The organism is Pseudomonas sp. IT-P253 (genome assembly GCF_949768125.1).
Lineage (GTDB): Bacteria > Pseudomonadota > Gammaproteobacteria > Pseudomonadales > Pseudomonadaceae > Aquipseudomonas.
In genome coordinates, this window is record NZ_CATKPT010000011.1 from 127330 (window position 1) to 148036 (window position 20707).

At 59.1% G+C, this 20707-nt stretch carries 23 protein-coding genes and 1 pseudogene; 13 read left to right on the plus strand and 11 right to left on the minus strand.

Annotation, left to right across the window (positions count from 1 at the left end; all coding sequences use genetic code 11):
• Nucleotides 1–89 precede the first annotated feature (89 nt).
• The 3 genes from ACM6IR_RS06355 to gnd are packed head-to-tail and all read right to left on the minus strand — an operon-like array spanning nt 90 to nt 3435.
• Nucleotides 90–914 (minus strand): HAD family hydrolase, encoded by an 825-nt coding sequence (locus tag ACM6IR_RS06355; RefSeq protein ID WP_414906907.1) that lies wholly within the window; start codon nt 912–914, stop codon nt 90–92.
• The gene (gene zwf, locus ACM6IR_RS06360) at nt 911–2434 is read right to left on the minus strand and encodes a glucose-6-phosphate dehydrogenase (protein ID WP_414906908.1); all 1524 of its coding nucleotides are present in this window, start codon (nt 2432–2434) and stop codon (nt 911–913) included. Before zwf ends, ACM6IR_RS06355 begins: the two co-directional genes overlap by 4 nt.
• The gene (gene gnd / locus ACM6IR_RS06365) at nt 2431–3435 is read right to left on the minus strand and encodes a phosphogluconate dehydrogenase (NAD(+)-dependent, decarboxylating) (protein WP_414907296.1); all 1005 of its coding nucleotides are present in this window, start codon (nt 3433–3435) and stop codon (nt 2431–2433) included. Before gnd ends, zwf begins: the two co-directional genes overlap by 4 nt.
• 248 nt (nt 3436–3683) lie before the next feature.
• Between gnd and ACM6IR_RS06370 the strand changes: the two genes are divergently transcribed.
• The gene (locus ACM6IR_RS06370) at nt 3684–3863 is read left to right on the plus strand and encodes a DUF6026 family protein (RefSeq protein ID WP_414906909.1); all 180 of its coding nucleotides are present in this window, start codon (nt 3684–3686) and stop codon (nt 3861–3863) included.
• A 211-nt stretch (nt 3864–4074) separates the two neighbouring features.
• Nucleotides 4075–4290, plus strand: a complete 216-nt coding sequence (locus tag ACM6IR_RS06375; RefSeq protein WP_414906910.1) for a hypothetical protein — start codon at nt 4075–4077, stop codon at nt 4288–4290.
• A gap of 161 nt (nt 4291–4451) precedes the next feature.
• On the opposite strand, the gene ACM6IR_RS06380 is transcribed toward ACM6IR_RS06375, so the two are convergent.
• From ACM6IR_RS06380 to ACM6IR_RS06395, 4 genes are all read right to left on the minus strand, one after another.
• The gene (locus tag ACM6IR_RS06380; RefSeq protein WP_414906911.1) at nt 4452–5033 is read right to left on the minus strand and encodes a DinB family protein; all 582 of its coding nucleotides are present in this window, start codon (nt 5031–5033) and stop codon (nt 4452–4454) included.
• An 18-nt stretch (nt 5034–5051) separates the two neighbouring features.
• Complete coding sequence (gene zapE, locus ACM6IR_RS06385) at nt 5052–6170, minus strand: cell division protein ZapE (protein ID WP_414906912.1); 1119 nt, start codon at nt 6168–6170, stop codon at nt 5052–5054.
• Nucleotides 6171–6359: 189 nt separating this feature from the next.
• Nucleotides 6360–7319: an agmatinase gene (gene speB / locus ACM6IR_RS06390; protein ID WP_414906913.1), complete on the minus strand. Its 960-nt coding sequence runs from the start codon at nt 7317–7319 to the stop codon at nt 6360–6362.
• A gap of 13 nt (nt 7320–7332) precedes the next feature.
• A complete protein-coding gene (locus tag ACM6IR_RS06395) occupies nt 7333–8424 on the minus strand; it encodes a polyamine ABC transporter substrate-binding protein (RefSeq protein WP_414906914.1) in 1092 nt (363 codons plus the stop codon).
• A 101-nt stretch (nt 8425–8525) separates the two neighbouring features.
• On the opposite strand from ACM6IR_RS06395, the gene ACM6IR_RS06400 reads away from it, so the two are divergent.
• The 3 genes from ACM6IR_RS06400 to ACM6IR_RS06410 all read left to right on the plus strand — a co-directional run bounded on the left by ACM6IR_RS06400 (nt 8526) and on the right by ACM6IR_RS06410 (nt 11639).
• Nucleotides 8526–9419, plus strand: a complete 894-nt coding sequence (locus tag ACM6IR_RS06400) for a LysR family transcriptional regulator (protein WP_414906915.1) — start codon at nt 8526–8528, stop codon at nt 9417–9419.
• A gap of 215 nt (nt 9420–9634) precedes the next feature.
• Complete coding sequence (locus ACM6IR_RS06405) at nt 9635–11107, plus strand: nucleobase:cation symporter-2 family protein (RefSeq protein WP_414906916.1); 1473 nt, start codon at nt 9635–9637, stop codon at nt 11105–11107.
• A 58-nt stretch (nt 11108–11165) separates the two neighbouring features.
• Nucleotides 11166–11639, plus strand: a complete 474-nt coding sequence (locus tag ACM6IR_RS06410) for an LEA type 2 family protein (RefSeq protein ID WP_414906917.1) — start codon at nt 11166–11168, stop codon at nt 11637–11639.
• A 146-nt stretch (nt 11640–11785) separates the two neighbouring features.
• Here the strand turns inward: ACM6IR_RS06410 and ACM6IR_RS06415 are convergent, their stop codons facing one another.
• The gene (locus ACM6IR_RS06415; RefSeq protein WP_008155229.1) at nt 11786–12037 is read right to left on the minus strand and encodes a hypothetical protein; all 252 of its coding nucleotides are present in this window, start codon (nt 12035–12037) and stop codon (nt 11786–11788) included.
• A gap of 164 nt (nt 12038–12201) precedes the next feature.
• Between ACM6IR_RS06415 and ACM6IR_RS06420 the strand changes: the two genes are divergently transcribed.
• Complete coding sequence (locus tag ACM6IR_RS06420) at nt 12202–12519, plus strand: DUF883 family protein (protein ID WP_414906918.1); 318 nt, start codon at nt 12202–12204, stop codon at nt 12517–12519.
• A gap of 127 nt (nt 12520–12646) precedes the next feature.
• Here the strand turns inward: ACM6IR_RS06420 and ACM6IR_RS06425 are convergent, their stop codons facing one another.
• Nucleotides 12647–13684, minus strand: a complete 1038-nt coding sequence (locus ACM6IR_RS06425) for an Ldh family oxidoreductase (RefSeq protein ID WP_414906919.1) — start codon at nt 13682–13684, stop codon at nt 12647–12649.
• A 456-nt stretch (nt 13685–14140) separates the two neighbouring features.
• On the opposite strand from ACM6IR_RS06425, the pseudogene ACM6IR_RS06430 reads away from it, so the two are divergent.
• Nucleotides 14141–14511, plus strand: a pseudogene (locus ACM6IR_RS06430) (fe2+ zn2+ uptake regulation protein).
• 19 nt (nt 14512–14530) lie between these two features.
• Here the strand turns inward: ACM6IR_RS06430 and ACM6IR_RS06435 are convergent.
• The gene (locus ACM6IR_RS06435) at nt 14531–14719 is read right to left on the minus strand and encodes a hypothetical protein (RefSeq protein ID WP_059405111.1); all 189 of its coding nucleotides are present in this window, start codon (nt 14717–14719) and stop codon (nt 14531–14533) included.
• A gap of 183 nt (nt 14720–14902) precedes the next feature.
• Between ACM6IR_RS06435 and ACM6IR_RS06440 the strand changes: the two genes are divergently transcribed.
• Nucleotides 14903–15040, plus strand: coding sequence for a hypothetical protein (locus ACM6IR_RS06440; RefSeq protein WP_414906920.1), 138 nt, complete (start codon nt 14903–14905; stop codon nt 15038–15040).
• An 8-nt stretch (nt 15041–15048) separates the two neighbouring features.
• On the opposite strand, the gene ACM6IR_RS06445 is transcribed toward ACM6IR_RS06440, so the two are convergent.
• The gene (locus ACM6IR_RS06445; protein ID WP_414906921.1) at nt 15049–15975 is read right to left on the minus strand and encodes a LysR family transcriptional regulator; all 927 of its coding nucleotides are present in this window, start codon (nt 15973–15975) and stop codon (nt 15049–15051) included.
• Between the two features lie 119 nt (nt 15976–16094).
• Here ACM6IR_RS06445 and ACM6IR_RS06450 point away from each other — a divergent pair, with 119 nt between their 5' ends.
• From ACM6IR_RS06450 to ACM6IR_RS06470, 5 genes are all read left to right on the plus strand, one after another.
• Nucleotides 16095–17090 carry an aldo/keto reductase gene (locus ACM6IR_RS06450; RefSeq protein WP_414906922.1) on the plus strand — a complete coding sequence of 332 codons (996 nt, stop codon included), beginning with the start codon at nt 16095–16097 and terminating at the stop codon, nt 17088–17090.
• 211 nt (nt 17091–17301) lie between these two features.
• Nucleotides 17302–17748 carry a DUF411 domain-containing protein gene (locus ACM6IR_RS06455; RefSeq protein WP_414906923.1) on the plus strand — a complete coding sequence of 149 codons (447 nt, stop codon included), beginning with the start codon at nt 17302–17304 and terminating at the stop codon, nt 17746–17748.
• A gap of 115 nt (nt 17749–17863) precedes the next feature.
• Nucleotides 17864–18889, plus strand: coding sequence for an alpha/beta fold hydrolase (locus tag ACM6IR_RS06460; RefSeq protein ID WP_414906924.1), 1026 nt, complete (start codon nt 17864–17866; stop codon nt 18887–18889).
• Between the two features lie 13 nt (nt 18890–18902).
• A complete protein-coding gene (locus ACM6IR_RS06465) occupies nt 18903–19856 on the plus strand; it encodes a D-2-hydroxyacid dehydrogenase family protein (protein WP_414906925.1) in 954 nt (317 codons plus the stop codon).
• A 311-nt stretch (nt 19857–20167) separates the two neighbouring features.
• Nucleotides 20168–20701, plus strand: coding sequence for a tetratricopeptide repeat protein (locus ACM6IR_RS06470; protein ID WP_414906926.1), 534 nt, complete (start codon nt 20168–20170; stop codon nt 20699–20701).
• The last annotated feature ends 6 nt before the right edge of the window (nt 20702–20707 follow it).

The following is a 20707-nucleotide window of genomic DNA, read 5'->3' on the forward strand; positions in this document are numbered from 1 at the left end:
CGGGCAAGCCTCGCTCCTACAGATGTCGATGAACCGTAGGAGCGAGCGGTGCGACGATTCGACTTGCCCGCGAAGAACGATGACGCGGTTTAACCTGCATTAAGGATGTAGCGCTCGATGGCCTGGGCCGCGCCGTCTTCGGTGTTGGCCCCAGTGACGACATCAGCCTGACGCTTTACCGCCTCCTCCGCCTGCCCCATGGCGATCGAAAACCCGGCGCGATGAAACATTGCCGGATCATTGCCGCCGTCACCCAGCGCTGCCGTCTGCGCCAGCGGTACACCGACAAACTCGGCCAGTGTCGCCAGTGCCTGACCTTTGTTGGCCTGCATCGCAGTCACGTCCAGGTACACCGGCTGCGAACGCGAGACCTGCGCCTGACCCTCGACCTGGGGCAGCAATTGCGCTTCCAGCTCGATCAATAATTGAGTGTTGTGACTGGTGGCGACGATCTTGTCGATCTGCTCCAGGTACGGCTCGAAACTCTCTACCATCACCGGCGGATAGCCCAGTCCATGCTGCTCACGCGGCACCATGGGGCCGGACGGGTCTTTCACCAGCCAGTCACCGCCACTGAACACCCAGACTTCGATGTCCGGCACATCGGCAAACAGGGTCAAGGTGATCAACGCGACCGTTACAGGCAAGTAATGCGCAACCAGCACACTGCCATCCGGATTGACGATAGTCCCGCCATTGAACGCCGCCGTCGGCAGATCAACGCCCAACGCCTCGATCTGCTGCAACATCGCGCGCGGTGGACGGCCGGTGGCCAGGCTGAACAGCACGCCGGCTTCGCGCAAGGAGCGCACCGCATCAACGGTGCGCTGACTGAGGCTGTGATCGGGCAGCAGCAACGTGCCGTCCATGTCACTGAGCAAAAAACGGATGGGGTGTCGCGTTGGCTCACTCATCCGAGGCTGTGCCAGACACGACCATCGCGGGTCAGCAACGCTTCGGCAGACTCAGGCCCGTCCTCGCCCGCCGCATAGCTCTGCACTGTCGAATCCTGCTTCCAGGCATCGAGGAACGGCTGCACCGCGCGCCAGCCGTTCTCGATGTTGTCGGCGCGCTGGAACAGGGTCTGGTCGCCGGTCAGGCAATCGTAGATCAGGGTTTCGTAGCCGGTGGACGGCTGCATCTCAAAGAAATCCTTGTAGGCAAAACCCAGTTCGATGTTGGCCATCTTCAGCGCCGGTCCGGGCCGTTTGGCCAGCAGGTCGAACCACATCCCTTCGTTGGGTTGAATCTGGATCCGCAGGTACGTCGGCTGAAGCTCATCCACCTCGGTATCGCGAAACTGAGCATAGGGTGCCGGCTTGAAACAGATCACGATCTCGGTGTCGCGAACGCTCATGCGCTTGCCGGTACGCAGGTAGAACGGCACGCCGACCCAACGCCAATTGTCGATCATGACTTTCAGCGCGACATAGGTTTCGGTGTTGCTTTCGGGGGCGACATTGGCTTCCTGGCGATATCCCGGCAACGGCTTGCCGTCGAGCTCGCCTGCCACGTATTGGCCGCGAACCGAATTGGCACGCGCCTCCTCGGTGGACCAGGGACGAATGGCCCCGACCACCTTGGCTTTCTCGCCACGAACCGCATCGGCGCCAAAGGCAGCCGGTGGTTCCATGGCCACCATCGCCAGCAACTGGAACAGGTGATTGGGCACCATGTCCCGCAAGGCGCCGGTGTGCTCATAAAAACTGCCACGGGTTTCCACGCCGACGGTTTCGGCAGCAGTGATTTGCACGTGGTCGATGTAATGATTGCTCCAGAACGCTTCGAACAGGCTGTTGGAGAACCGGCTGATCAGAATGTTCTGCACGGTTTCCTTGCCCAGGTAGTGATCGATCCGGTAGATCTGATTTTCCGTCATAACCTTGAGCAAACACGCGTTCAAGGCTTCGGCGGTGGGCAGGTCGGAGCCGAAGGGTTTCTCGATCACCACCCTTCTGAAGGCTTCGGGGGTTTCTTGCAGCAAGCCGGCGGCACCGAGACGGCGCACCACTTCACTGAAAAAACGTGGCGCGGTGGCCAGGTAGAAGACCGCGTTACCAGTGCCGCTGGTGGCAATCTTCGCCGCCAGCGCTTGATAGGTGCTGTCGTCCAGGAAATCGCCCTGGACGTAACTGATGCCTTTGGCCAACTTGGCCCACAACGCCGGATCAAGGTTTTGGTCGCCTTTGCCGACCTTGACGGCCACTTCCGCTCGAATGAAATCTTCGAGTTTTTGCGCAAAGGCTTCGTCGGTAATAGCGTTGTGGTCAACGCCGATGATCCGCAGTCCATCGCCCAGCAGACCGTCGCGACTCAGGTTGTACAGCGCCGGCATCAATAGGCGCTTGACCAGATCGCCATGGGCACCGAACAAAAACAGCGTGGTCGGTGGTGCAGGTTCTGCCTTGGATTTATTGCGGATCAAGCGGGTCATTTTTTCGCAGTCTCCACGTGGCCGCCGAAGCCGAAACGCTGGGCCGAGAGAATCTTGTCGCCAAAGGTGCCTTGCCCGCGCGAACGGTAGCGGGAGAACAGCGAGTTCGACAGCACCGGTACGGGCACCGATTGTTCCATGGCGGCTTCGATGGTCCAGCGACCTTCACCGCTGTCAGCCACCGAGCCAGAATAACCGTCGAGTTTCGGGTCGCTGGCCAAGGCGTCGGCGGTCAGGTCGAGCAGCCAGGAGGACACCACGCTGCCACGGCGCCAGACTTCGGCGATGTCAGCGACGTTGAGGTCGAAACGCTGATCTTCCGGCAGGTTGACACTGGATTTGGTCTTGAGGATGTCGAAGCCTTCGGCGAAGGCCTGCATCATTCCGTATTCGATGCCGTTGTGGATCATCTTCACGAAGTGCCCGGCGCCAGGTGGGCCGGCGTGAATATAGCCGCGTTCGGCACGATCGTCCTCGGACTTGCGGTCCTTGGTCCGCGGGATGTCACCCAGGCCGGGAGCGAGGCTCTCGAACAAGGGATCAAGGCGCTTCACGACGTCGGCTTCACCACCGATCATCATGCAGTAACCACGCTCCAGTCCCCAGACGCCGCCGGAGGTACCGACGTCGATGTAGTGCAGGCCTTTTTCCAACAAGGTTTTCGCCCGGCGGATGTCATCTTTATAGAAGGTGTTGCCGCCGTCGATGATGGTATCGCCGGCTTCGAGCAAGGTGCTCAGGGTGTCGATGGTGTCTTCGGTCGGTGCGCCTGCCGGCAGCATGACCCACACCGCTCGTGGTTTGGCCAGGCCAGCGACCAGCGCCGACAAATCGGCGACGCCTGTGGCGCCCTCTTCACTCAAGGTATCGACGAAGGCGGTGTTGCGGTCGTACACAACGGTGGTGTGCCCGTTGAGCATCAGGCGCCGCGCAATATTGCCGCCCATGCGGCCCAGTCCAATAATCCCGAGTTGCATGTGCTGATGCTCCCTACTACAAATAATGTGTGTCAAAGGTTATAGCCCAACGTGACTCATCCGGGTTAGTCCAGCGTGGAGGCACATAGTTTCCGGGCATTGTGCCCGATCCCGATTGATAACGTCGCGAATCACGCCGAAGACACAACGACCGTGAAAAATAAAAAAGTTCCCTTCAGGGGCAAAAGAAATCAAAATCAGCGCCGATAGTCAGTCAGCACCCGATCTCGGGGCGGACTTACAGTTGAGGCACGCCATTTGCGAGGTGAGCAATGGGCACAGTACAAGCAGCACGGCCAGCACAAACCCTTTACGTCACGATCCGTCGCGATGAATTGCGCCAGTTGAAAGACGAGCGCGACCAGCTAAAGCAGGAACTCGCGCAACTGCGCTTGCTAACGGGCCATCAAACCCAGCCCTTGCCTGTGACACAACGTGCCCCTCACGCTTAATCCCCTCGCCTGAACCGGAAACAGCTCGCTGCTGTTTCCGATACGCTGCCCGCTTCGCCCTCTGCGGCAACTCACACCTCTGGCTTGCGCCGATGCTTGTTCCATACTCCCTCAGCTTCAGCCCCGGTTAATTCCCTTTTAACTGATTCGGCAGATAACGTGCCTGCTACATTGATTCAAGGCACCCGACATCCGTAATGGAAGGCACACCATGAAATATTCCCCCTTGATCATCGCTGGCCTGATGACGTTCGTCTCATCCACCGCATTCGCTGAAGGGGGAGCTGAACGTATGCGGTATTACTACGCGAACTTCCCGGTTGGCCAACATCAGGAACAGGAAAAGGCCAAGGCGAGCAAGAATGGAGAAATCTGGGTGCCGGACGATCAAACCGCGCAAGTGACCGAATCCTACAGGCCGAAATGACGGTCCCTGTAGGAGCTCGCTCCGGGCGGCGTTCCGACGATGGACGTTAACGATAACGCGTGCTTTCTGAACAAACGCGCCTCTCTCGAGTCCATCGCGAGCGAGCTCGCTCCTACATCAAGTCCCATGGGACACCCTTTTTGGGTGTGATCTTTTGATCTTCAGTGCCCCCAAATCAGCGCTTCGGTCCAGCCAAGCTCGGCAAAATCCTCGGCCCTCAAACTCGACTCACCGGCACAGAAGAACTCGTCCAGCTGCGGCGGCTTGACCGAGGTGCCGCTGAGCATGGCGTGAACCTGCCCGCGATGATGGATCTGGTGTTCAAACAAATGGGAGAGCAGGCGCAAGCGGCTGTCATGTTGCGGCGTGTCCCGGGCGATGGTCACGATTTTTCCGAGGTCGGCGTCGCGCATTTGCTCGCAATAGGCGATCAGTCGACGGTCCACCTGCGCTTGCTCACGCTTGAGGTCTGTCGCTTGGGTAAATGGCTCATCTTTTTTAAAAAACGCCGCGCACTCTGGATGCGGGTCATCACCGCGCAACTCCCGCTCCAGCGCATCCATGTAAAACCAGTCGCAGGTCAGGATGTGATTGAGGGTAGCGCTGAGGCTGGGGAAAAAACTGACCCGGGGCGCCGCCAGTTCGGCGCGACTCAACTGGCTCCAGGCCTTGGCAAGTCGATGATTAGCCCAGGCGTTTTGATAGGCCATGGTCAGCAAATGATGGGACAAGGGCTGATTCATGTTCACGACTCCTTGGGTTTAAGCGTCGGCGAAACGTTGCAGCTGCATTTCCTGTAAACGGCTGAGGGTGCGGCGAAACGGGAATTGCAGGTAGCCCTCGGTGTAAAGCGATGCCATGGGCACCTGCGCTTCAAGGTACAGCGGCACCTTGCGGTCGTAACACTCATCGACCAGGGCAATGAAACGCCGTACACCGTCGTCATGTACCGATAACTGCGGCAACTCGCGATCCCCCGCCACCACTCGCTCGGCACCGTCTTCAGTGCCGCGGGCGATGCGTCCTTCACGTTTCTGCGCGCTGAGATTGGGTACATCACTCAACAGAATAGCGCTGAAGGTGTCGCACAGGGCCATGAAATCCATCGCCGCAAACGGCTGTTCACAGAGGTCGGCGTAACGACTCCAGAGCACGGTTTCACTGGCTTGGACCACATCGAGTGAACGGTAACCGACCTTGATCGGGTCGCCAGACACAGACTGGCCAGTGGTCAAGGCCTTGAACACCTCATTCAGTGCGCAGGGCTGGCCGGGCACGGCCACCCAGTAACGTTGCAAGCCAGCGCCCGGATGCAGGCGATGATCTTCAGCGCCATTCACGGCAATCACCTGCATGTGCTGTTTGATCGCCTCGATGGCGGGCATGAACCGGTCACGATTGAAACCGTCCGCGTAGAGCTGGTCCGGCGGCTGATTGGAGGTGCAGACCACCACCACGCCCTGCTCGAACATGACCTGGAACAAGCGCCCGAGAATGATTGCATCGCCGATGTCATTGACGAACAGTTCGTCGAAGCACAAAACCCGCACTTCCTCGCTCAGTTCCCGGGCCAGTGCCTTCAACGGGTCGGCGGTGCCGGTCAGCTGGAACGAACGCTGATGCACCCAGCCCATGAAGTGGTGAAAGTGTTGGCGTCGGGCCGGGACCTTCAAGGATTGGTAGAACTGGTCCATCAACCAGGTCTTGCCGCGTCCGACCGGGCCCCAGAGGTACACACCCATCGTCGGCGTGTGACCTTCATGCAAGGCTTCGTAGCATTTCTGGAGCGCCCAGACGGCATGCTCCTGAGCTTCGTCCTGGACGAAGCCCTTTTGTTCAATGGCATGCTGCCAGGCGCTGAGGGGGGAGTCGACATTCATGCGCGGCAGTATGCCACGACCTCTGGCCTGGGTGCGCTGGCAGTGCAATTGGGTGACGACCAATTGTGGCCTGACATAAACCCAAATGTGGGAGCGAGCTTGCTCGCGATGGGGTTTTGTCAGTCAACGTAAATGTTGAATGTCAGACCCCATCGCGAGCAAGCTCGCTCCCACATTTTTGACCGCGTGTTATCGATCGACTTTATGTTTCGCAGCATAGAGGCACAACATTTCCATCGCCAACGTCGCCGCCGCCAGTGAAGTGATGTCCGCACTGTCGTAGACCGGAGCCACTTCCACCACGTCCATTCCCACCAGGTTGATCCCGCGCAACCCGCCGAGAATCTCCAACGCCTGCACCGTGCTCAAGCCACCGCACACCGGCGTTCCGGTGCCCGGCGCGAAGGCCGGATCGAGGCAGTCGATGTCAAACGTCAAGTACACCGGGTTGTCACCGACCCGTGCCCGAACGGCGTCGACAATCGCCTCACACCCTTGCCGATGCACCTGCCGCGCGTCCAACACCTGAAAGCCCTGATGATCGTTGTTGGTGGTGCGTAAACCGATCTGTACTGAACGTGACGGGTCCACCAAACCTTCCTTGGCCGCATGCCAGAACATGGTCCCGTGATCGACCCGCTTGCCCTCTTCATCCGGCCAGGTATCGCTGTGGGCGTCGAAGTGAATCAGCGACAACGGACCGTGCTTGCGCGCATGGGCCTTCAGCAGCGGATAGGTGATGAAGTGATCGCCGCCGAACGTCAGCATCGCGCTGCCGGCGTTGAGAATGTGCTCGGCGTGGGCTTCGATGCGTTCTGGCGTCGACTGCGGCGAACCATAATCAAAGTCACAATCGCCATAATCAATCACCGCCAGATGATCGAACGGGTCAAACGTCCACGGCCAGTGGCGTTCCCAGGCAATGCCGGTGGAAGCGGCCCGAATGCCTCTCGGTCCGAAACGCGCACCGGGACGGTTGCTGGTGGCGGTGTCGAACGGGACACCGCTGACCGCTACGTCGACGCCGCGCAAGTCGCGGCTGTAGCGACGACGCATGAAACTGGTGATACCGGCGTAGGTACTTTCTGCGGCAGTGCCATAGAGACTGTCGCGGGTCATGGCCTGGTCGTTTTGCATCGGGGCATCCATTTCGGGTTCCTTATTATTGGTGGCTACGGAAGGTGGTCCACAGGCGTGTGCGTTGACGCATGTCCTGGAGGCTCATGCTGCGGTCGGCATACAGCCGATCGCGAACATCGGCGGGCGGGTAAATGTCCGGGTCGGTGCGCACGGCCTCATCCACCAGAGGAGTCGCGGCCTGGTTGGCGCTGGCAAAGAACAAGGTGTTGGTCAGTGCAGCAACGGATTCGGGGCGCAACATGAACTCAATGAACTGGCGAGCGGCTTCAGGGTGCGGCGCGTCCTTGGGGATCGCCAGGTTGTCCTGCCACACGAGGGTGCCTTCCCTGGGAATCCGGTAGGCGATTTCATAGGGTTTGTTGTTCTTGCGCGCCTGCTCGGCGGCCACGCTCGCATCACCGTTGTAAGCCAGCGCCAAACAAATATCGCCATTGGCCAGGTCGTTGATCTGCCGCCCGCTGGCCACGTACAGCACCGAAGGCTGCAGTTGGTTTAACAGCACTTGCGCTGCGTCGAGGTCGCTTTTGCCAGTGCTATAGGGATCTTTACCCAGATAGTGCAACGCCAGGCCGATCACCTCCTGCGGCGAATCAATGATCGCAACTCCACAGTCCTTCAGTTTGCTGGCGTATTCCGGTTTAAACAGCAGGTCCAGGCTGTTGAGTGGCACGTTCGGCAAGCGCTTCTGCACCGCCTCGACATTCATCCCAAGCCCCAGCGTGCCCCAGGTATAAGGGACACCGTAGCGATTGCCGGGATCGACCGCGGCCATTTTTTGCAACAGATCCGGGTCGAGATTGGCGTAGCCCTTCAGACCCTGGTGATCAATAGGTTTCAGCGCACCAGCCGCCAAACCACGGGCCAGCACACTGGACGACGGCACCACCACGTCATAGCCGCTGCCACCGGTAAGCAGTTTGGTTTCGAGCACTTCCGGCGCGTCGAAGGTGTCGTAGCGTACGTGAATCCCGGTTTCCTTCTCGAAACGCTGCAAGGTTTCGGGGGCGACGTAATCGGCCCAACTGTAAAGATTGAGGACTTTTTCCTCGGCCTGCGCCGACACGGCCATGGCAAGGAACAGTGCGGGGAAACACAGCTTGAATAGAGGAGCCATGACGAACACCTGACCTGAGGAAGTGGCTGCAGAATGCGTCGTCGGATACATTGAGGAAATATCAAGTTTGTTAACCTGACTTTATCCCGGAGTAATGTTTGATGCTCAGTCAACTGCATGACCTGGACCTGCACCTGTTGCGCCTGTTCGTCAATGTGGTGGAGTGCGGCGGCTTCAGTGCGGCGCAGGGTGAGCTGGGCCTGAGCCAGTCGAGCATCAGCCAGCAAATGGCCAAGCTCGAAACCCGACTCGGCTATCGCCTGTGCAGTCGCGGCAAGGGCGGATTCAAGATCACTCCGAAGGGCGAACAACTGCTCACGGCGACGCGCGCGCTGTTCGAGTCCATCGAAGCGTTCCGCCATCAATCCAATGGCGTGGCCGGGCGCTTGATCGGTGAGGTGCGCCTGGGCTTGTCCGAAGCGCTGGATCAATCCGTGCTGCTCCGGGTCGCCGATGCGATCCGGCGCTTTCGGGAGCGGGACGAGTCGGTGCGCATCGAGCTGATCAGCGCCATGCCCGGTGAAATGGAACGGCTGCTGCTGCAACAACGGCTGGAACTGGCCATCGGATATTTCTCACAGGTGCAAAGTGCCTTTGACTACCGCGAGCTGTTCAGCGAGACCCAGCACTTGTATTGCGCACCCGGTCACCCGCTGTTCACCGATGACGCACCTGACGATCAAGCGCTCCAGGCGTGCGACCGGGTCGATCACCCTTACCGCTTCCTGCGCAGCGACGAGCCATTCCAGGGCAAGCAGTGTTCGGCACGCTCGGAGCAGGTCGAAGGCACCCTCGCCTTCATTCTGTCCGGCAAACACGTCGGTTATTTGCCCAGCCACTTTGCGTGCAGCTGGGAAGACAAAGGCCTGCTCAAGGCCGTGCGTTGCAGCGATATGAGTTTTGAGGTGGCGTTTCATCTGGCCCGGCATCGCGCTCAGGTCCCGGGGGATGCACAGAAGGCCTTTGAAGAGGATTTACTTGCGGCGTTTGCCTGATGCCAGCGACGATCCTGTGGGAGCGAGCTTGCTCGCGAAGAGGGAGTGTCAGTCGAAACCTACATTGCCTGACACACCGCCTTCGCGAGCAAGCTCGCTCCCACAGAGGTTGCGCGAGCTGGGTGGGTGGCTCATCGCTCGCTACAAAATAGTCTTTCTGGCATCCTGCGCCTCCATTTTCTGACCCGGCCCGCCTTCTGGCACGCACAAAATCCATGACCGCCTCTGAAAAAGCCCCTGCTTCACGCAACAGCGACCTGATTTACGGTCTCAACGATCGCCCCCATCTGACCGCCACCCTCTTCGCCGCCCTGCAGCACGTACTCGCCAGTTTCGTCGGCATCATTACCCCGACACTGATCATGGGCGGCGCGCTGGGCCTGCAAAGCGAAGTGCCCTACCTGATCAGCATGGCGCTGTTTGTCTCAGGCCTGGGCACCTTCGTCCAGGCGCGGCGGTTTGGCCCGGTCGGGTCCGGTCTGTTGTGTTTGCAAGGCACCAGTTTTTCGTTCATCAGCGTGATTCTCAGTGCCGGTTTCATGGTCAAGGCCCGGGGCGGCGGCACCGATGAAATCCTCTCGACGATCTTCGGCGTGTGCTTTTTCGCCGCCTTCATCGAAGTGGTGTTGAGCCAGTTCATTGGCAAACTGCGGATGCTGATCACCCCGGTGGTGACCGGGACCATCATCACCCTGATGGGCCTGTCCCTGATCAAAGTCGCCATGACCGACATCGCCGGCGGCTTCGGTGCGACGGACCTCGGCGCCGCCAGTCACCTGGCGCTGGCGGCACTGGTGCTCGGGACCATTGTCGTGCTTAACCGGGTGGATGTGCCGTTCCTGCGCCTTGGCGCGATCGTCATCGGCCTGACCCTCGGCTATGCCGTCGCCTGGTTCATGGGCCATGTGGATTTCAGCAGCCTGCCCGCAGTGCCATTGATGAGCGTCCCGGTGCCGTTCAAGTACGGCTTCAATTTCGATTGGGTGGCCTTCGTGCCGGTGGCGGTGATTTTCCTGGTGTCGCCACTGGAAGCGGCGGGCGACCTGACCGCCAACTCGATGATTTCCGGGCAGCCGGTCAAAGGTCCGATCTACCTCCGCCGAATCAAATCCGGTTTGCTGGCCGACGGTCTCAACTCGGCCATGGCGGCGGTGTTCAACAGCATGCCGATGGTGACCTTCGCCCAGAATAACGGCGTGATTCAGCTCACCGGCGTCGCCAGCCGCTACGTGGCGTTCTTTATTGCCGGCCTGTTGGTGGTGCTGGGGTTGTTCCCGATGATCGGCGCGGTGCTGCAATTGATGCCCAAACCCGTGCTTGGCGGTGCCGAGCTGGTGATGTTCGGCACCGTCGCGGTGGCCGGGATCAAGATCCTCGCCGAAGCCGGTCTGCACCGGCGCAACATGCTGATTGTGGCGATTTCCCTCGGCATGGGGCTGGGTGTGGCGGCCGTGCCGCAAGTGTTGCGTGAACTGCCGAAGGCGTTGCATAACATCTTCGAATCGCCGATCACCGTCGGCGCGTTCTGCGCTATCGTGCTGAACATCTTCCTGCCCGAGGAGTTCATTGCGCTGGAAGAAGACGATTTCGACCCGGAAGCCTCAATCCTTCAGGTCATGGAAAACCCGGATGTCCAGGCCAAAGGTGAACCCGCCACGCCGGTGGCTGTCGCACAGTTGAACCACTAGCCGTGTTCAAGGGTTGAGCCGAAGTCGGTTCAGCCCTTTTTTAGATGAGAGCACCTCAATGCGCAGTGTCCACGCCGTCATTCTTTCCCTGCTTTTGCTCTCTCTGAGCGCCTGTGCGCTGTTCCCCAATCGCGATCCGCTGAACATCAACGTGGTCGGCATCGAACCGCTGCAAAGCCAGGACATGGAAGTGCGTTTCGCGGTGAAAATTCGCGTGCAGAATCCCAATGACACCCCCATCGACTACAACGGCGTCGCCCTGGATCTGGAGGTTAACGGTCAGCCCCTCGCCTCTGGCGTGAGCGATCAGTCGGGCTCGATTGCACGGTTTTCCGAAACCGTACTGACCGTGCCGGTGAGCGTTTCAGCGTTCTCGGTGCTGCGTCAGACATTAGGCCTGAGCAGGACGCAAACACTGGACAACCTGCCTTACGTGCTGCACGGCAAACTGGCCGGCGGCTTGTTTGGCACGATGCGTTTCGTGGACAGTGGCAAACTTAGCCTGCCTACATCATCCGCCGGCACCTGGTAAACCCGACTCAATGCGCTACAAAAAACATGACACCCTTGTAGGAGCGAGCTTGCTCCGGGCGGCGTTCCGACGAAGTACTCGAGAGCAACGCGTTTATTCAGGAACACCGCGTTATCGTTAACGTCCTTCGCGAGCGAACTCCTACACTACTTGGCAGCCATCAGGCGATTGACTTCACTGCGCACCATGTTGGCGAATTCCGGCGGCGACATGCCATCGAGTTCAGCGCGGACCCACTCGGCCCATTTGCCTTTGCGTTTGGCGCGCTCACCGAACAACCGTGCGGCTTCGCCTTTGGATTTACCCAGGTTGCTTTGCCAAAGATCAAACAGACGGGATTTCTCATCTTCAAGCGCAGCGCGCTCGGCGAGGGGTTTGTCGGCCAGATTGAAGCTCATGGGGATTACCTGCTGCGTAAAATAGGCGACATCTTACACTGTAGAAGGAAATGTCCTGCGCTGGATTTTGCTGCCGGACGGCGTTGCCACGCAAAATTACTGCAACTTTTTCAGGCGCCCCAGACTCCATTGTTCACTGTCCATTCACCGCAAGGAGTACCCCAATGGCCCGAAGAACCGCCGCACAAGTCGCCGATGACCAAATCAAGGATCAGGCCTTCAGTGAACTTCAGGCTCTGATCGAAGAGTCGGAAAAACTACTCAAGAGCAGCGCCTCACTCGTGGGTGAGGAAGCCGAGACACTGCGCGGGCAAATCGCCCAGAAACTCCAACAGGCAATGGATTCGGTTGCCAATGTGCGTGCTCGGACCCAACCCGCCGTCGACGCGACCGAAATCTACATCGGTGGTCATCCGTGGCAAACCGTGGCCATCTCCGCGGGCTTCGGCCTGGTGGTCGGATTGTTGCTGGGTCGACGCTGATCGCCTCTGCTTTTTTTTGTAGGAGCGAGCTTGCTCGCGATGGTGTGTCAGGCAACGTTGAAGTCGACTGACACACCATCGTCGGAACGCCGCCCGGAGCAAGCTCGCTCCTACATGATGAGGTTTGTCACTCCTCGGTAAGCCCTGCCAGCTCCCGCAGGCTCGCCAGCGTCTGTGGGTCGAGCGGGATGCCGTCAGCCTTCGACTTCGCCCGTTGGTGGTGACGTCGATCACCCGGCAAACGCTTGAGCCCTACGCCGTGCATCTGCCGGACCAGCTCCTGACTGCGCTCGGCAAAATTCTGCCCGGCGGCCTTGCTCGGATCGATGACGATCAGCAGTTGGCCGGTCCAGGGCGTCTTGGCCCCCGGATGGTTCGACCAATCGAACTCGAAGGAGAAATTGCCGCCGGTCAACGCCGCCGCCAACAGTTCCACCATCATCGACAGCGCCGAACCTTTATGCCCACCAAACGGTAGCAACGCCCCCCCTTCCAGAATCGCTTTCGGGTCCTGAGTCGGCTGACCGAGGCTGTCCACGCCCATGCCCGCCGGCAAACGCTCGCCCTTGCGCGCCGCGATCTGCACATCGCCATGGGCAATGGCGCTGGTGGCCAGGTCGAAGACAATCGGTTCACCGTCGGCCCGAGGCGCGGCGAAGGCAATCGGGTTGGTCCCGAACAGTGGGCGATCGGCACCATGCGGCACTACGCAGGTCATGCTGTTGACCACACTCAGCGCCACCAACCCTTCATCGGCAAAAGGTTCGACATCCGGCCACAAGGCGGCGAAGTGATGGGAGTTACGGATCGCCAGCACCGCAATGCCGGCACTGCGGGCCTTTTCCACCAGCAACGCGCGTGCCGCCGCGAGGGCTGGTTGAGCGAAACCGTTGCCAGCGTCGACCCGGACAAAACCCGAGGCCACATCCTCGACCACCGGCACGGCATGGCCATTGACCCAGCCGCTGTTCAACGTCGACACATAACCGGGAATTCGGAACACCCCATGGCTGTGGGCGCCATCACGTTCGGCGCCGGCGCAGTTGAGGGCCAGTGTTCTGGCGACATCGGCAGACGTGCCATGGCGCAGGAAAATCTGTTCAAGCAACACAACGAGAGCCTCGAAATCGAGGGTGCACTTGGCCATTTCGGGTGTAGCGGTCATCTGAGGCTCCAATTTTATTATTGAGTACGGGCAACAGGGTGGTACGCGGTTGCAGGGCAACCAAAAGCAATTGCCGATTAAGCGCTGTTTTACCGGCATCCTGTCAAGTCTCGACCGCCTCGAAAAACGAGGACATTGCTTGCCTCGACCTTGTCAGACCGTTTGTTGACCTCATAGATAAGCAGAAGGATCTGGGCAGTACACTTCATGAAGAAACTGACCGGGTAAAGGGCGCCGAACGCAGCTTCGCCAGCGGCTACCAGGAGCGTGTTTCGCCTGATATTTTCTTGACTGACTGGCATTAGCTTGGGAGGCGTTTGTGCGACATCTCACAGGTTGCTGACGTGTCGGTGACAAAATTTCTACATTTGAGCCTTCATGATTTGCCAAGCTCATACCTCTCATTGATCGAGAGCCCTCATTTTCCTGATCAGGCGCTGAAAAGGAGTTTTTTGCATGTACCTCTCGCAAACGCCAACGGACGGGAACCCTGCACCTAAGGGCACTTCATGAGCACCGTCGTTTTCGAGCGACGTACCGAACGCCCTGGCAATGAGCGGATCCGGTTTGTACTCAAGACCTTTGGCTTGCGGACCAGTCTGATTCGCCTGAAAGTCATCGACGCCTTGCTGATCGCCGCCGACAGCGATCGCAGCCTGGGCGCGCGCGGCGTGCACACTCAGTTATTGGACCTGGATGTTCCCATGTCCTTTTTGAGTGTGAGAGAAGTCTTGAAACGCTTGTGCGGTGAAGGTTTGATTATCCTGAACCCGGACAAAAGCTACAGCCTGCACCCGAAGGCGCTCGCCGTTCTCCACGGCGAGTAACCCGCCCCCGACGCGTCGCTCAGGGCTTGACCTTGCGGCGCATCACGCCATTGACCACCACCACGATCACGGCCACCCCAATGGCGATGTACTGGAACAGCTTTTCGCTGATGACACCGGTGTTCTGCAGATACGAAAGGCCGAACATGATCCCCAGCACCACCAGCGAGATCAGAATCGAGTATTTCAAACGTTGCGACTGAGTCATTGCCACTTTCCTTTAACGTAAGCCTGAACCTGAGCTTGAAGCTGAAAATTGTATCCGCTTTGTATCCGAATGCATGCCAAGCCCCTACCGTTCTCCGGGAATGGGGCGCTGCAATCGGGGTCTCATGTTACAGCCGATGAAGAGTTTTAGCTTCATTGCGGCTATAACCATGAGGATCTACAAATGTTCCGTCGAATCACACTGCTGATTCCCCTGCTTGCCATATTATCCTTGAGCGGCTGCATTATTTTCCCCCACGGTGGCTGGCACCACGATCACTATTACGACCACGGCGGACCGGGTTACTACCAACATCGCTAGCGTTCCCTTCAGCGGCCTGAGGCCTTGCTGAAAACATCATTTTCCGACTGAGTGCAAAGCTCCACCATCCAGTCCACGAACACCCTGACCCGCCGTGACAACTGGCGGTGAGGAGGATAGAGCGCCGTCAACGGCATGCCCGGTGGCGGCACCTTCCTCAAGACCTCAATCAAACGTCCCTCCTTCAATTGCCGGGCCACGTGATAATACGGGGTCTGGACCAATCCATACCCGGCCTCACACGCCGCCAGATAACCATCGGCACTGTTGACCGAAACCTGCTTGGGCAGGTTGACCGGTTGCACCTGGCCATCGACGACAAACTCCAGCCCGAAGCGCTTGCCGCTGCTGCTGGAAACGTACTCCACCATGCGGTGCCCCTGAAGATCCGCCAGACACAGCGGCGTGCCGTGACGCTGCACATAGTCGGGGCTGGCGCATGTGATCTGGTCCAGCATGACCAGCGGCCGCGCCACCAGCGAATCGTCCAGTGACGAGCCGCCACGCAGCACACAATCGACACCCTCGCGAATCAGGTCGACAGGCCGGTCATTCAGTCCTATCTCCAGCTCGATCAAGGGATACCGCGCCGTGAATTGCGGTAATGCCGGGATCACGATCAAGCGCCCTACCCCCGCCGGCATATCCACCCGCAACAAACCCTTGGGGTTATGGCGGGCAGCAGAGAACACCGCTTCGGTTTCTTCCAGGTCTGCCAGCAACCTGACGCAACGGGGATAGTAGGCCGCGCCGTCGAGCGTCAGACTGATCTGCCGCGTCGTGCGTTGCAGCAACTGCACGCCGAGGTGCGCCTCGAGCTGCTTGATCAAAATGGTCACCGAGGCCCGGGGCAGTTGCAGGCTGTCGGCGGCCTTGGCAAAGCCGCCCAGTTCGACGATTCGGGTGAACACGCGCATAGCGTTGAAACGGTCCATTAGTAGGATGTCTCGACTTATTGTTTAGATTTTACGAATAGTGATAGCAGTTTTACCCGGTTTATCTAGTTTCTGTCGAGGTCAACAATGGGGGCTCACATTCACAGGGAGTTGATCTCATGCAAACACGTCAATTGGGTAAAAACGGTCCGCAAGTGTCAGCAATCGGCCTGGGCTGCATGGGCATGACCGATTTCTATACGACAGGCACCGACACCCGCGAAGCCACGGCCACCTTGCATCGCGCGCTGGAATTGGGCGTCAACCTGCTCGACACCGCCGACATGTACGGGCCACACACCAACGAAACGCTGATCGGCAAAGCGATTGTCGGCAAGCGCGACCAGGTGTTTCTGGCGAGCAAGTTCGGCATCGTCCGCGACCCGGCCAACCCCGGCGCACGCGGCGTGAATGGCCGACCGGAATACATTCGCCAAGCCATCGACGGCACCCTCGAACGCCTCGGTGTTGAAACGCTGGATTTGTACTACCAACACCGAATCGACCCACAGGTGGCCATCGAGGAAACGGTCGGCGCCATGGCCGAACTGGTAAAGGCCGGCAAGGTACGTTACCTGGGCTTGAGCGAAGCCTCGGCCGCGACGCTGGAGCGGGCGCACAAGGTGCACCCGATCAGCGCACTGCAAAGCGAGTACTCGCTGTGGAGTCGCGATCAGGAGGAAAACGGCTGCCTTGCGGCGTGCCAGCGACTGGGTGTTGCCTTTGTCCCCTACAGCCCCTTGGGCCGGGGTTTTCTGACCGGGGCCTTGAAAAGCCCGGATGATTTCGCTGCGGACGACTACCGGCGCTTCAGCCCGCGTTTCCAAGGAGAAAACTTCGCGAAGAATCTGTTGCTGGTGCAGCAAGTACAGGCCCTGGCCGCAGAAAAAGGCGTGACCGCCGGCCAACTGGCGCTGGCGTGGGTATTGGCCCAAGGCGACTACCTGATCCCGATTCCGGGAACCAAACAGCGTAAATACCTGGAAGAAAATGTCGCCGCGCTGGACGTGAAGTTGAGTCGCGAGGAATTGCACGCGCTGGAAACGATATTCCCGGCGAATGCCACGGCCGGTTTGCGTTATCCGGAAGAGGTCATGAAATTGCTCGACCGCTGACCCCTTATTTTGACCAAACCCTGCCCCTGTAGGAGCGAGCCTGCTCGCGAAGGTGTGTCAGTCGACATCGATGTAGCTGACACACCTTCGCGAGCAGGCTCGCTCCTACAAGGGTATTGTCTGCAGTATTAGTTCGAAACAATCTCATCGCTCATTGTCGAAAAAACCGGTCAGAATGCATTTTTTTGGCCTTCATTCGACGCGAGATTTTATGCGAAACCACCTACGTCTGGTTGCTCTGAGCGCCTTGTTCATTTCTTCCCTCGTCCAGGCTGCCGACCTGATCCCGATCGAAGTCCACCGCGATTCCAATTGCGGTTGCTGCAAAAAATGGATCAGCCATCTGCAAGCCAACGGCTTCAAGGTCGAAGACCATGTTGAAGCCAACATGAGCGAATTCAAGCAACAGCACGGTGTGCCACCACGCCTGGCGTCCTGCCACACGGCGTTGATCAACGGCAAATTCGTCGAAGGCCATGTGCCTGCCGATCAGGTGCTGGCGTTGAGCAAGCGCGATGATCTGTTGGGTGTGGCCGCCCCCGGCATGCCCATGGGTTCGCCCGGCATGGAAATGGACGGCATGAGCGATGCGTACCAGGTAATCGGTCTTAAAAAGGACGGCACTGACGTGGTGGTGGCGGACTACCCTGCCCATTGAAGTTCTGCGGCATTGGGCTGGATCGGTTGAACGATCATGCACGGCGATTGCCTGTGTTTAATGTCGTCCTAATCGTACCGTTCCAGCATCGGCCGATTGTCTATGGAGTAGCCCCATGCCCCTCGCCCTCACCCGCTGGCTGTCCGGCCTGCTGCTGACCGTCGCACTGCCCGTCATCGCTTATGCTGAAGGCCCGGAATACGGGCCGGAACTGCAAGGCTTCGAGTATCCCTATACGGTCAAGCATTTCGCCTTCCAATCCCAGGGCAAAGCCCTGCAAATGGGCTACATGGACGTCGCCGCGCATGGCAAGGCCAACGGTCGCAGCATTGTGTTGATGCACGGCAAGAATTTCTGCGGCGCGACCTGGGACAGTTCGATCAAAGCCCTGAGCGAGGCCGGTTACCGGGTGATCGCCCCGGACCAGATCGGTTTCTGCACCTCCAGCAAACCGGACCACTACCAATACAGTTTCCAGCAACTGGCCAGCAACACCCACCAGTTGCTCAAAGCCCTCGGCATCCAGAAAACCAGCGTGCTCGGGCACTCCACCGGCGGCATGCTCGCCACCCGCTATGCGTTGCAATACCCCGATCAAGTCGAGCAACTGGCGCTGGTCAACCCTATCGGACTGGAAGACTGGAAGGCGCTCGGCGTGCCTTATCGCACGGTTGATCAATGGTACGAACGCGAACTGAAACTCACGGCCGACGGCATCCGCACCTATGAGCGCAACACCTATTACGGTGGCCGCTGGAAGCCGGAATTCGACCGCTGGGTGGACATGCTCGCCGGCCTGAACAAAGGCTCTGGGCATGCGCAAGTGGCATGGAATTCGGCGCTGATCTACGACATGATCTTCACCCAGCCGGTGTACTACGAGTTCAAGGACCTGAAGATGCCGACGTTGTTGATGATCGGCACGTCCGACACCACCGCTATCGGCAGCGACATCGCCTCACCCGAGGTCAAGGCGAAAATCGGTCATTACGACGTCCTCGGCAAGCAAGTGGCGAAACTGATTCCGCAGTCGACGCTGGTCGAGTTCCCCGGCATGGGGCACGCGCCGCAGATGGAAGAACCTGCAGAATTCCACCAGGCCCTGCTCGCCTGGCTAAACAAAACCAACCCCGTTCGTTGATGAGGTAAGGCTGATGGCTGTGCAGATCGCGGTAATTGATGACTGGCAGGACGTGGCCCGTGGCGTGGTGGACTGGTCGGTACTGGACGCCATAGGGTCGGTGAGTTTTATCCATGACTATCCGTCTGACAACGAGACGATGGCAGCGCGTCTGGGCGAGTTTGAAGTGATTTGCGTGATGCGCGAGCGCACCCGGTTTGATGAAGACCTGCTGCGACGGTTACCGAAACTCAAGCTGCTGGTCACTGGAGGCATGCGCAACGCGGCCCTGGACCTGAAAGCCGCCACCGCGCTGGGCATAAAAGTCAGCGGCACCGACAGCTACAAACACGCCGCCCCGGAACTGACCTGGGCACTGATCATGGCCGCGACCCGCAACCTGGTGGTCGAAGCCAACGCCCTGCGCGCCGGCCAATGGCAACAAGGCCTGGGTGGCGATTTGCACGGCAAAACCCTGGCGATCCTCGGGCTAGGCAGCATCGGTCAACGTGTCGCCCAGTTCGGTCAGGTGTTCGGCATGCGGGTCATCGCCTGGAGCGAAAACCTCACGGCTCAACGCGCCGCCGAAGTCGGCGTGACCTATGTCAGCAAACAGGAACTGTTCGAACAGGCCGATGTGCTGTCGGTCCATCTGGTGCTCAGTGATCGCAGCCGGGGCTTGGTGGACGCTCAGGCGCTGGACTGGATGAAGCCCACTGCACTACTGGTCAACACCGCCCGTGGGCCGATTGTCGACGAGTCTGCGCTGATCAAGGCGCTGCAAAAACGGCGACTGGCAGGCGCGGCGCTGGATGTGTTCGAGCAGGAACCGCTGCCCGCGCATCATCCGTTCAGAACGCTGGAAAACGTATTGGCGACACCTCACGTTGGCTATGTCAGCCAACGCAATTACCAGCAGTTCTTTTCACAGATGATCGAGGACATCCAGGCCTGGTCCGCGGGCAAGCCCATTCGCCTGCTGGGCTGATACTGCGTCATCGTTCATTCGCGAGCAGGCTCGCTCCCACAGGGTAATGTGTTCACAAACCCCATGTGTGCGAGCCTGCTCGCGAATGGCCTCGCCACCGATCTAACTGCCTTTCACCGCCACAAACGCCGCGGCCGCAGCGTGATGGACATGATCTTTCATGGCGGTTCTCCAGATCGACAACGATGCCGTCGAGCATAGCGCCTCGATTTGAGCTTTCCTTACGAAGACCTTCACAAAGAAATGAATAATTGTTCACGCTGTGGTGTTCACTGCTTATCAACCATGAGGCACCTGATGGAGCATCACCCATGAACAACCGTTTCGCTGTTATTGCCACTCCGTTGTTGCTGGCTGTCGCGTTATCCAGCCCGCTTGCCTTGGCCAATGGCGGCGGCGATAGCGCCCCTGCCAGACCCAGCTGCCCCAAAGGCCAGGTCCTGGACACCAGGTCGCAGAAATGCCTCAAGCAAACCAGCAGTCTGGTGCCGGACGCCGACCGCACCGACTACGCCTATCAGCTGGCCAAGGACGGGCGTTACGAAGAAGCCCTGGCGCTGCTCGACACCCTGAAAGTTCCGAATACCGCCAAAGCCTTGAACTATCGGGGCTACGCCACGCGTAAACTGGGGCGCACCGATGAAGGCATCGGTTACTACTTGCAGTCGGTCAAGCTCGATCCGCAGTATGCGCAAGTCCGCGAGTACCTCGGCGAAGCCTATGTGGTCAAAGGCCGACTGGACCTCGCTCAAGATCAGTTGCAGCGCATCAAATCGATCTGCGGCGACACCTGCGAGGAATACCAGGACCTGGCCGAAGCCATCAACGACTCATCGAAAACCTGACACCGA

Excerpts from the sequence above, each read along its gene's own strand:
- ACM6IR_RS06455 (WP_414906923.1), top strand. The coding sequence starts at position 17,302 with ATGCGAAACCACCTACGTCTGGTTGCTCTGAGCGCCTTGTTCATTTCT.
- ACM6IR_RS06380 (WP_414906911.1), bottom strand. The coding sequence starts at position 5,033 with ATGAATCAGCCCTTGTCCCATCATTTGCTGACCATGGCCTATCAAAAC.
- ACM6IR_RS06470 (WP_414906926.1), top strand. The coding sequence starts at position 20,168 with ATGAACAACCGTTTCGCTGTTATTGCCACTCCGTTGTTGCTGGCTGTC.
- ACM6IR_RS06435 (WP_059405111.1), bottom strand. The coding sequence starts at position 14,719 with ATGACTCAGTCGCAACGTTTGAAATACTCGATTCTGATCTCGCTGGTG.
- ACM6IR_RS06425 (WP_414906919.1), bottom strand. The coding sequence starts at position 13,684 with ATGACCGCTACACCCGAAATGGCCAAGTGCACCCTCGATTTCGAGGCT.
- ACM6IR_RS06445 (WP_414906921.1), bottom strand. The coding sequence starts at position 15,975 with ATGGACCGTTTCAACGCTATGCGCGTGTTCACCCGAATCGTCGAACTG.
- ACM6IR_RS06370 (WP_414906909.1), top strand. The coding sequence starts at position 3,684 with ATGGGCACAGTACAAGCAGCACGGCCAGCACAAACCCTTTACGTCACG.
- ACM6IR_RS06395 (WP_414906914.1), bottom strand. The coding sequence starts at position 8,424 with ATGGCTCCTCTATTCAAGCTGTGTTTCCCCGCACTGTTCCTTGCCATG.
- ACM6IR_RS06440 (WP_414906920.1), top strand. The coding sequence starts at position 14,903 with ATGTTCCGTCGAATCACACTGCTGATTCCCCTGCTTGCCATATTATCC.
- ACM6IR_RS06375 (WP_414906910.1), top strand. The coding sequence starts at position 4,075 with ATGAAATATTCCCCCTTGATCATCGCTGGCCTGATGACGTTCGTCTCA.
- ACM6IR_RS06355 (WP_414906907.1), bottom strand. The coding sequence starts at position 914 with ATGAGTGAGCCAACGCGACACCCCATCCGTTTTTTGCTCAGTGACATG.
- zapE (WP_414906912.1), bottom strand. The coding sequence starts at position 6,170 with ATGAATGTCGACTCCCCCCTCAGCGCCTGGCAGCATGCCATTGAACAA.
- ACM6IR_RS06405 (WP_414906916.1), top strand. The coding sequence starts at position 9,635 with ATGACCGCCTCTGAAAAAGCCCCTGCTTCACGCAACAGCGACCTGATT.
- ACM6IR_RS06410 (WP_414906917.1), top strand. The coding sequence starts at position 11,166 with ATGCGCAGTGTCCACGCCGTCATTCTTTCCCTGCTTTTGCTCTCTCTG.
- ACM6IR_RS06450 (WP_414906922.1), top strand. The coding sequence starts at position 16,095 with ATGCAAACACGTCAATTGGGTAAAAACGGTCCGCAAGTGTCAGCAATC.
- ACM6IR_RS06420 (WP_414906918.1), top strand. The coding sequence starts at position 12,202 with ATGGCCCGAAGAACCGCCGCACAAGTCGCCGATGACCAAATCAAGGAT.
- ACM6IR_RS06415 (WP_008155229.1), bottom strand. The coding sequence starts at position 12,037 with ATGAGCTTCAATCTGGCCGACAAACCCCTCGCCGAGCGCGCTGCGCTT.
- ACM6IR_RS06400 (WP_414906915.1), top strand. The coding sequence starts at position 8,526 with ATGCTCAGTCAACTGCATGACCTGGACCTGCACCTGTTGCGCCTGTTC.
- speB (WP_414906913.1), bottom strand. The coding sequence starts at position 7,319 with ATGGATGCCCCGATGCAAAACGACCAGGCCATGACCCGCGACAGTCTC.
- ACM6IR_RS06460 (WP_414906924.1), top strand. The coding sequence starts at position 17,864 with ATGCCCCTCGCCCTCACCCGCTGGCTGTCCGGCCTGCTGCTGACCGTC.
- zwf (WP_414906908.1), bottom strand. The coding sequence starts at position 2,434 with ATGACCCGCTTGATCCGCAATAAATCCAAGGCAGAACCTGCACCACCG.
- ACM6IR_RS06465 (WP_414906925.1), top strand. The coding sequence starts at position 18,903 with ATGGCTGTGCAGATCGCGGTAATTGATGACTGGCAGGACGTGGCCCGT.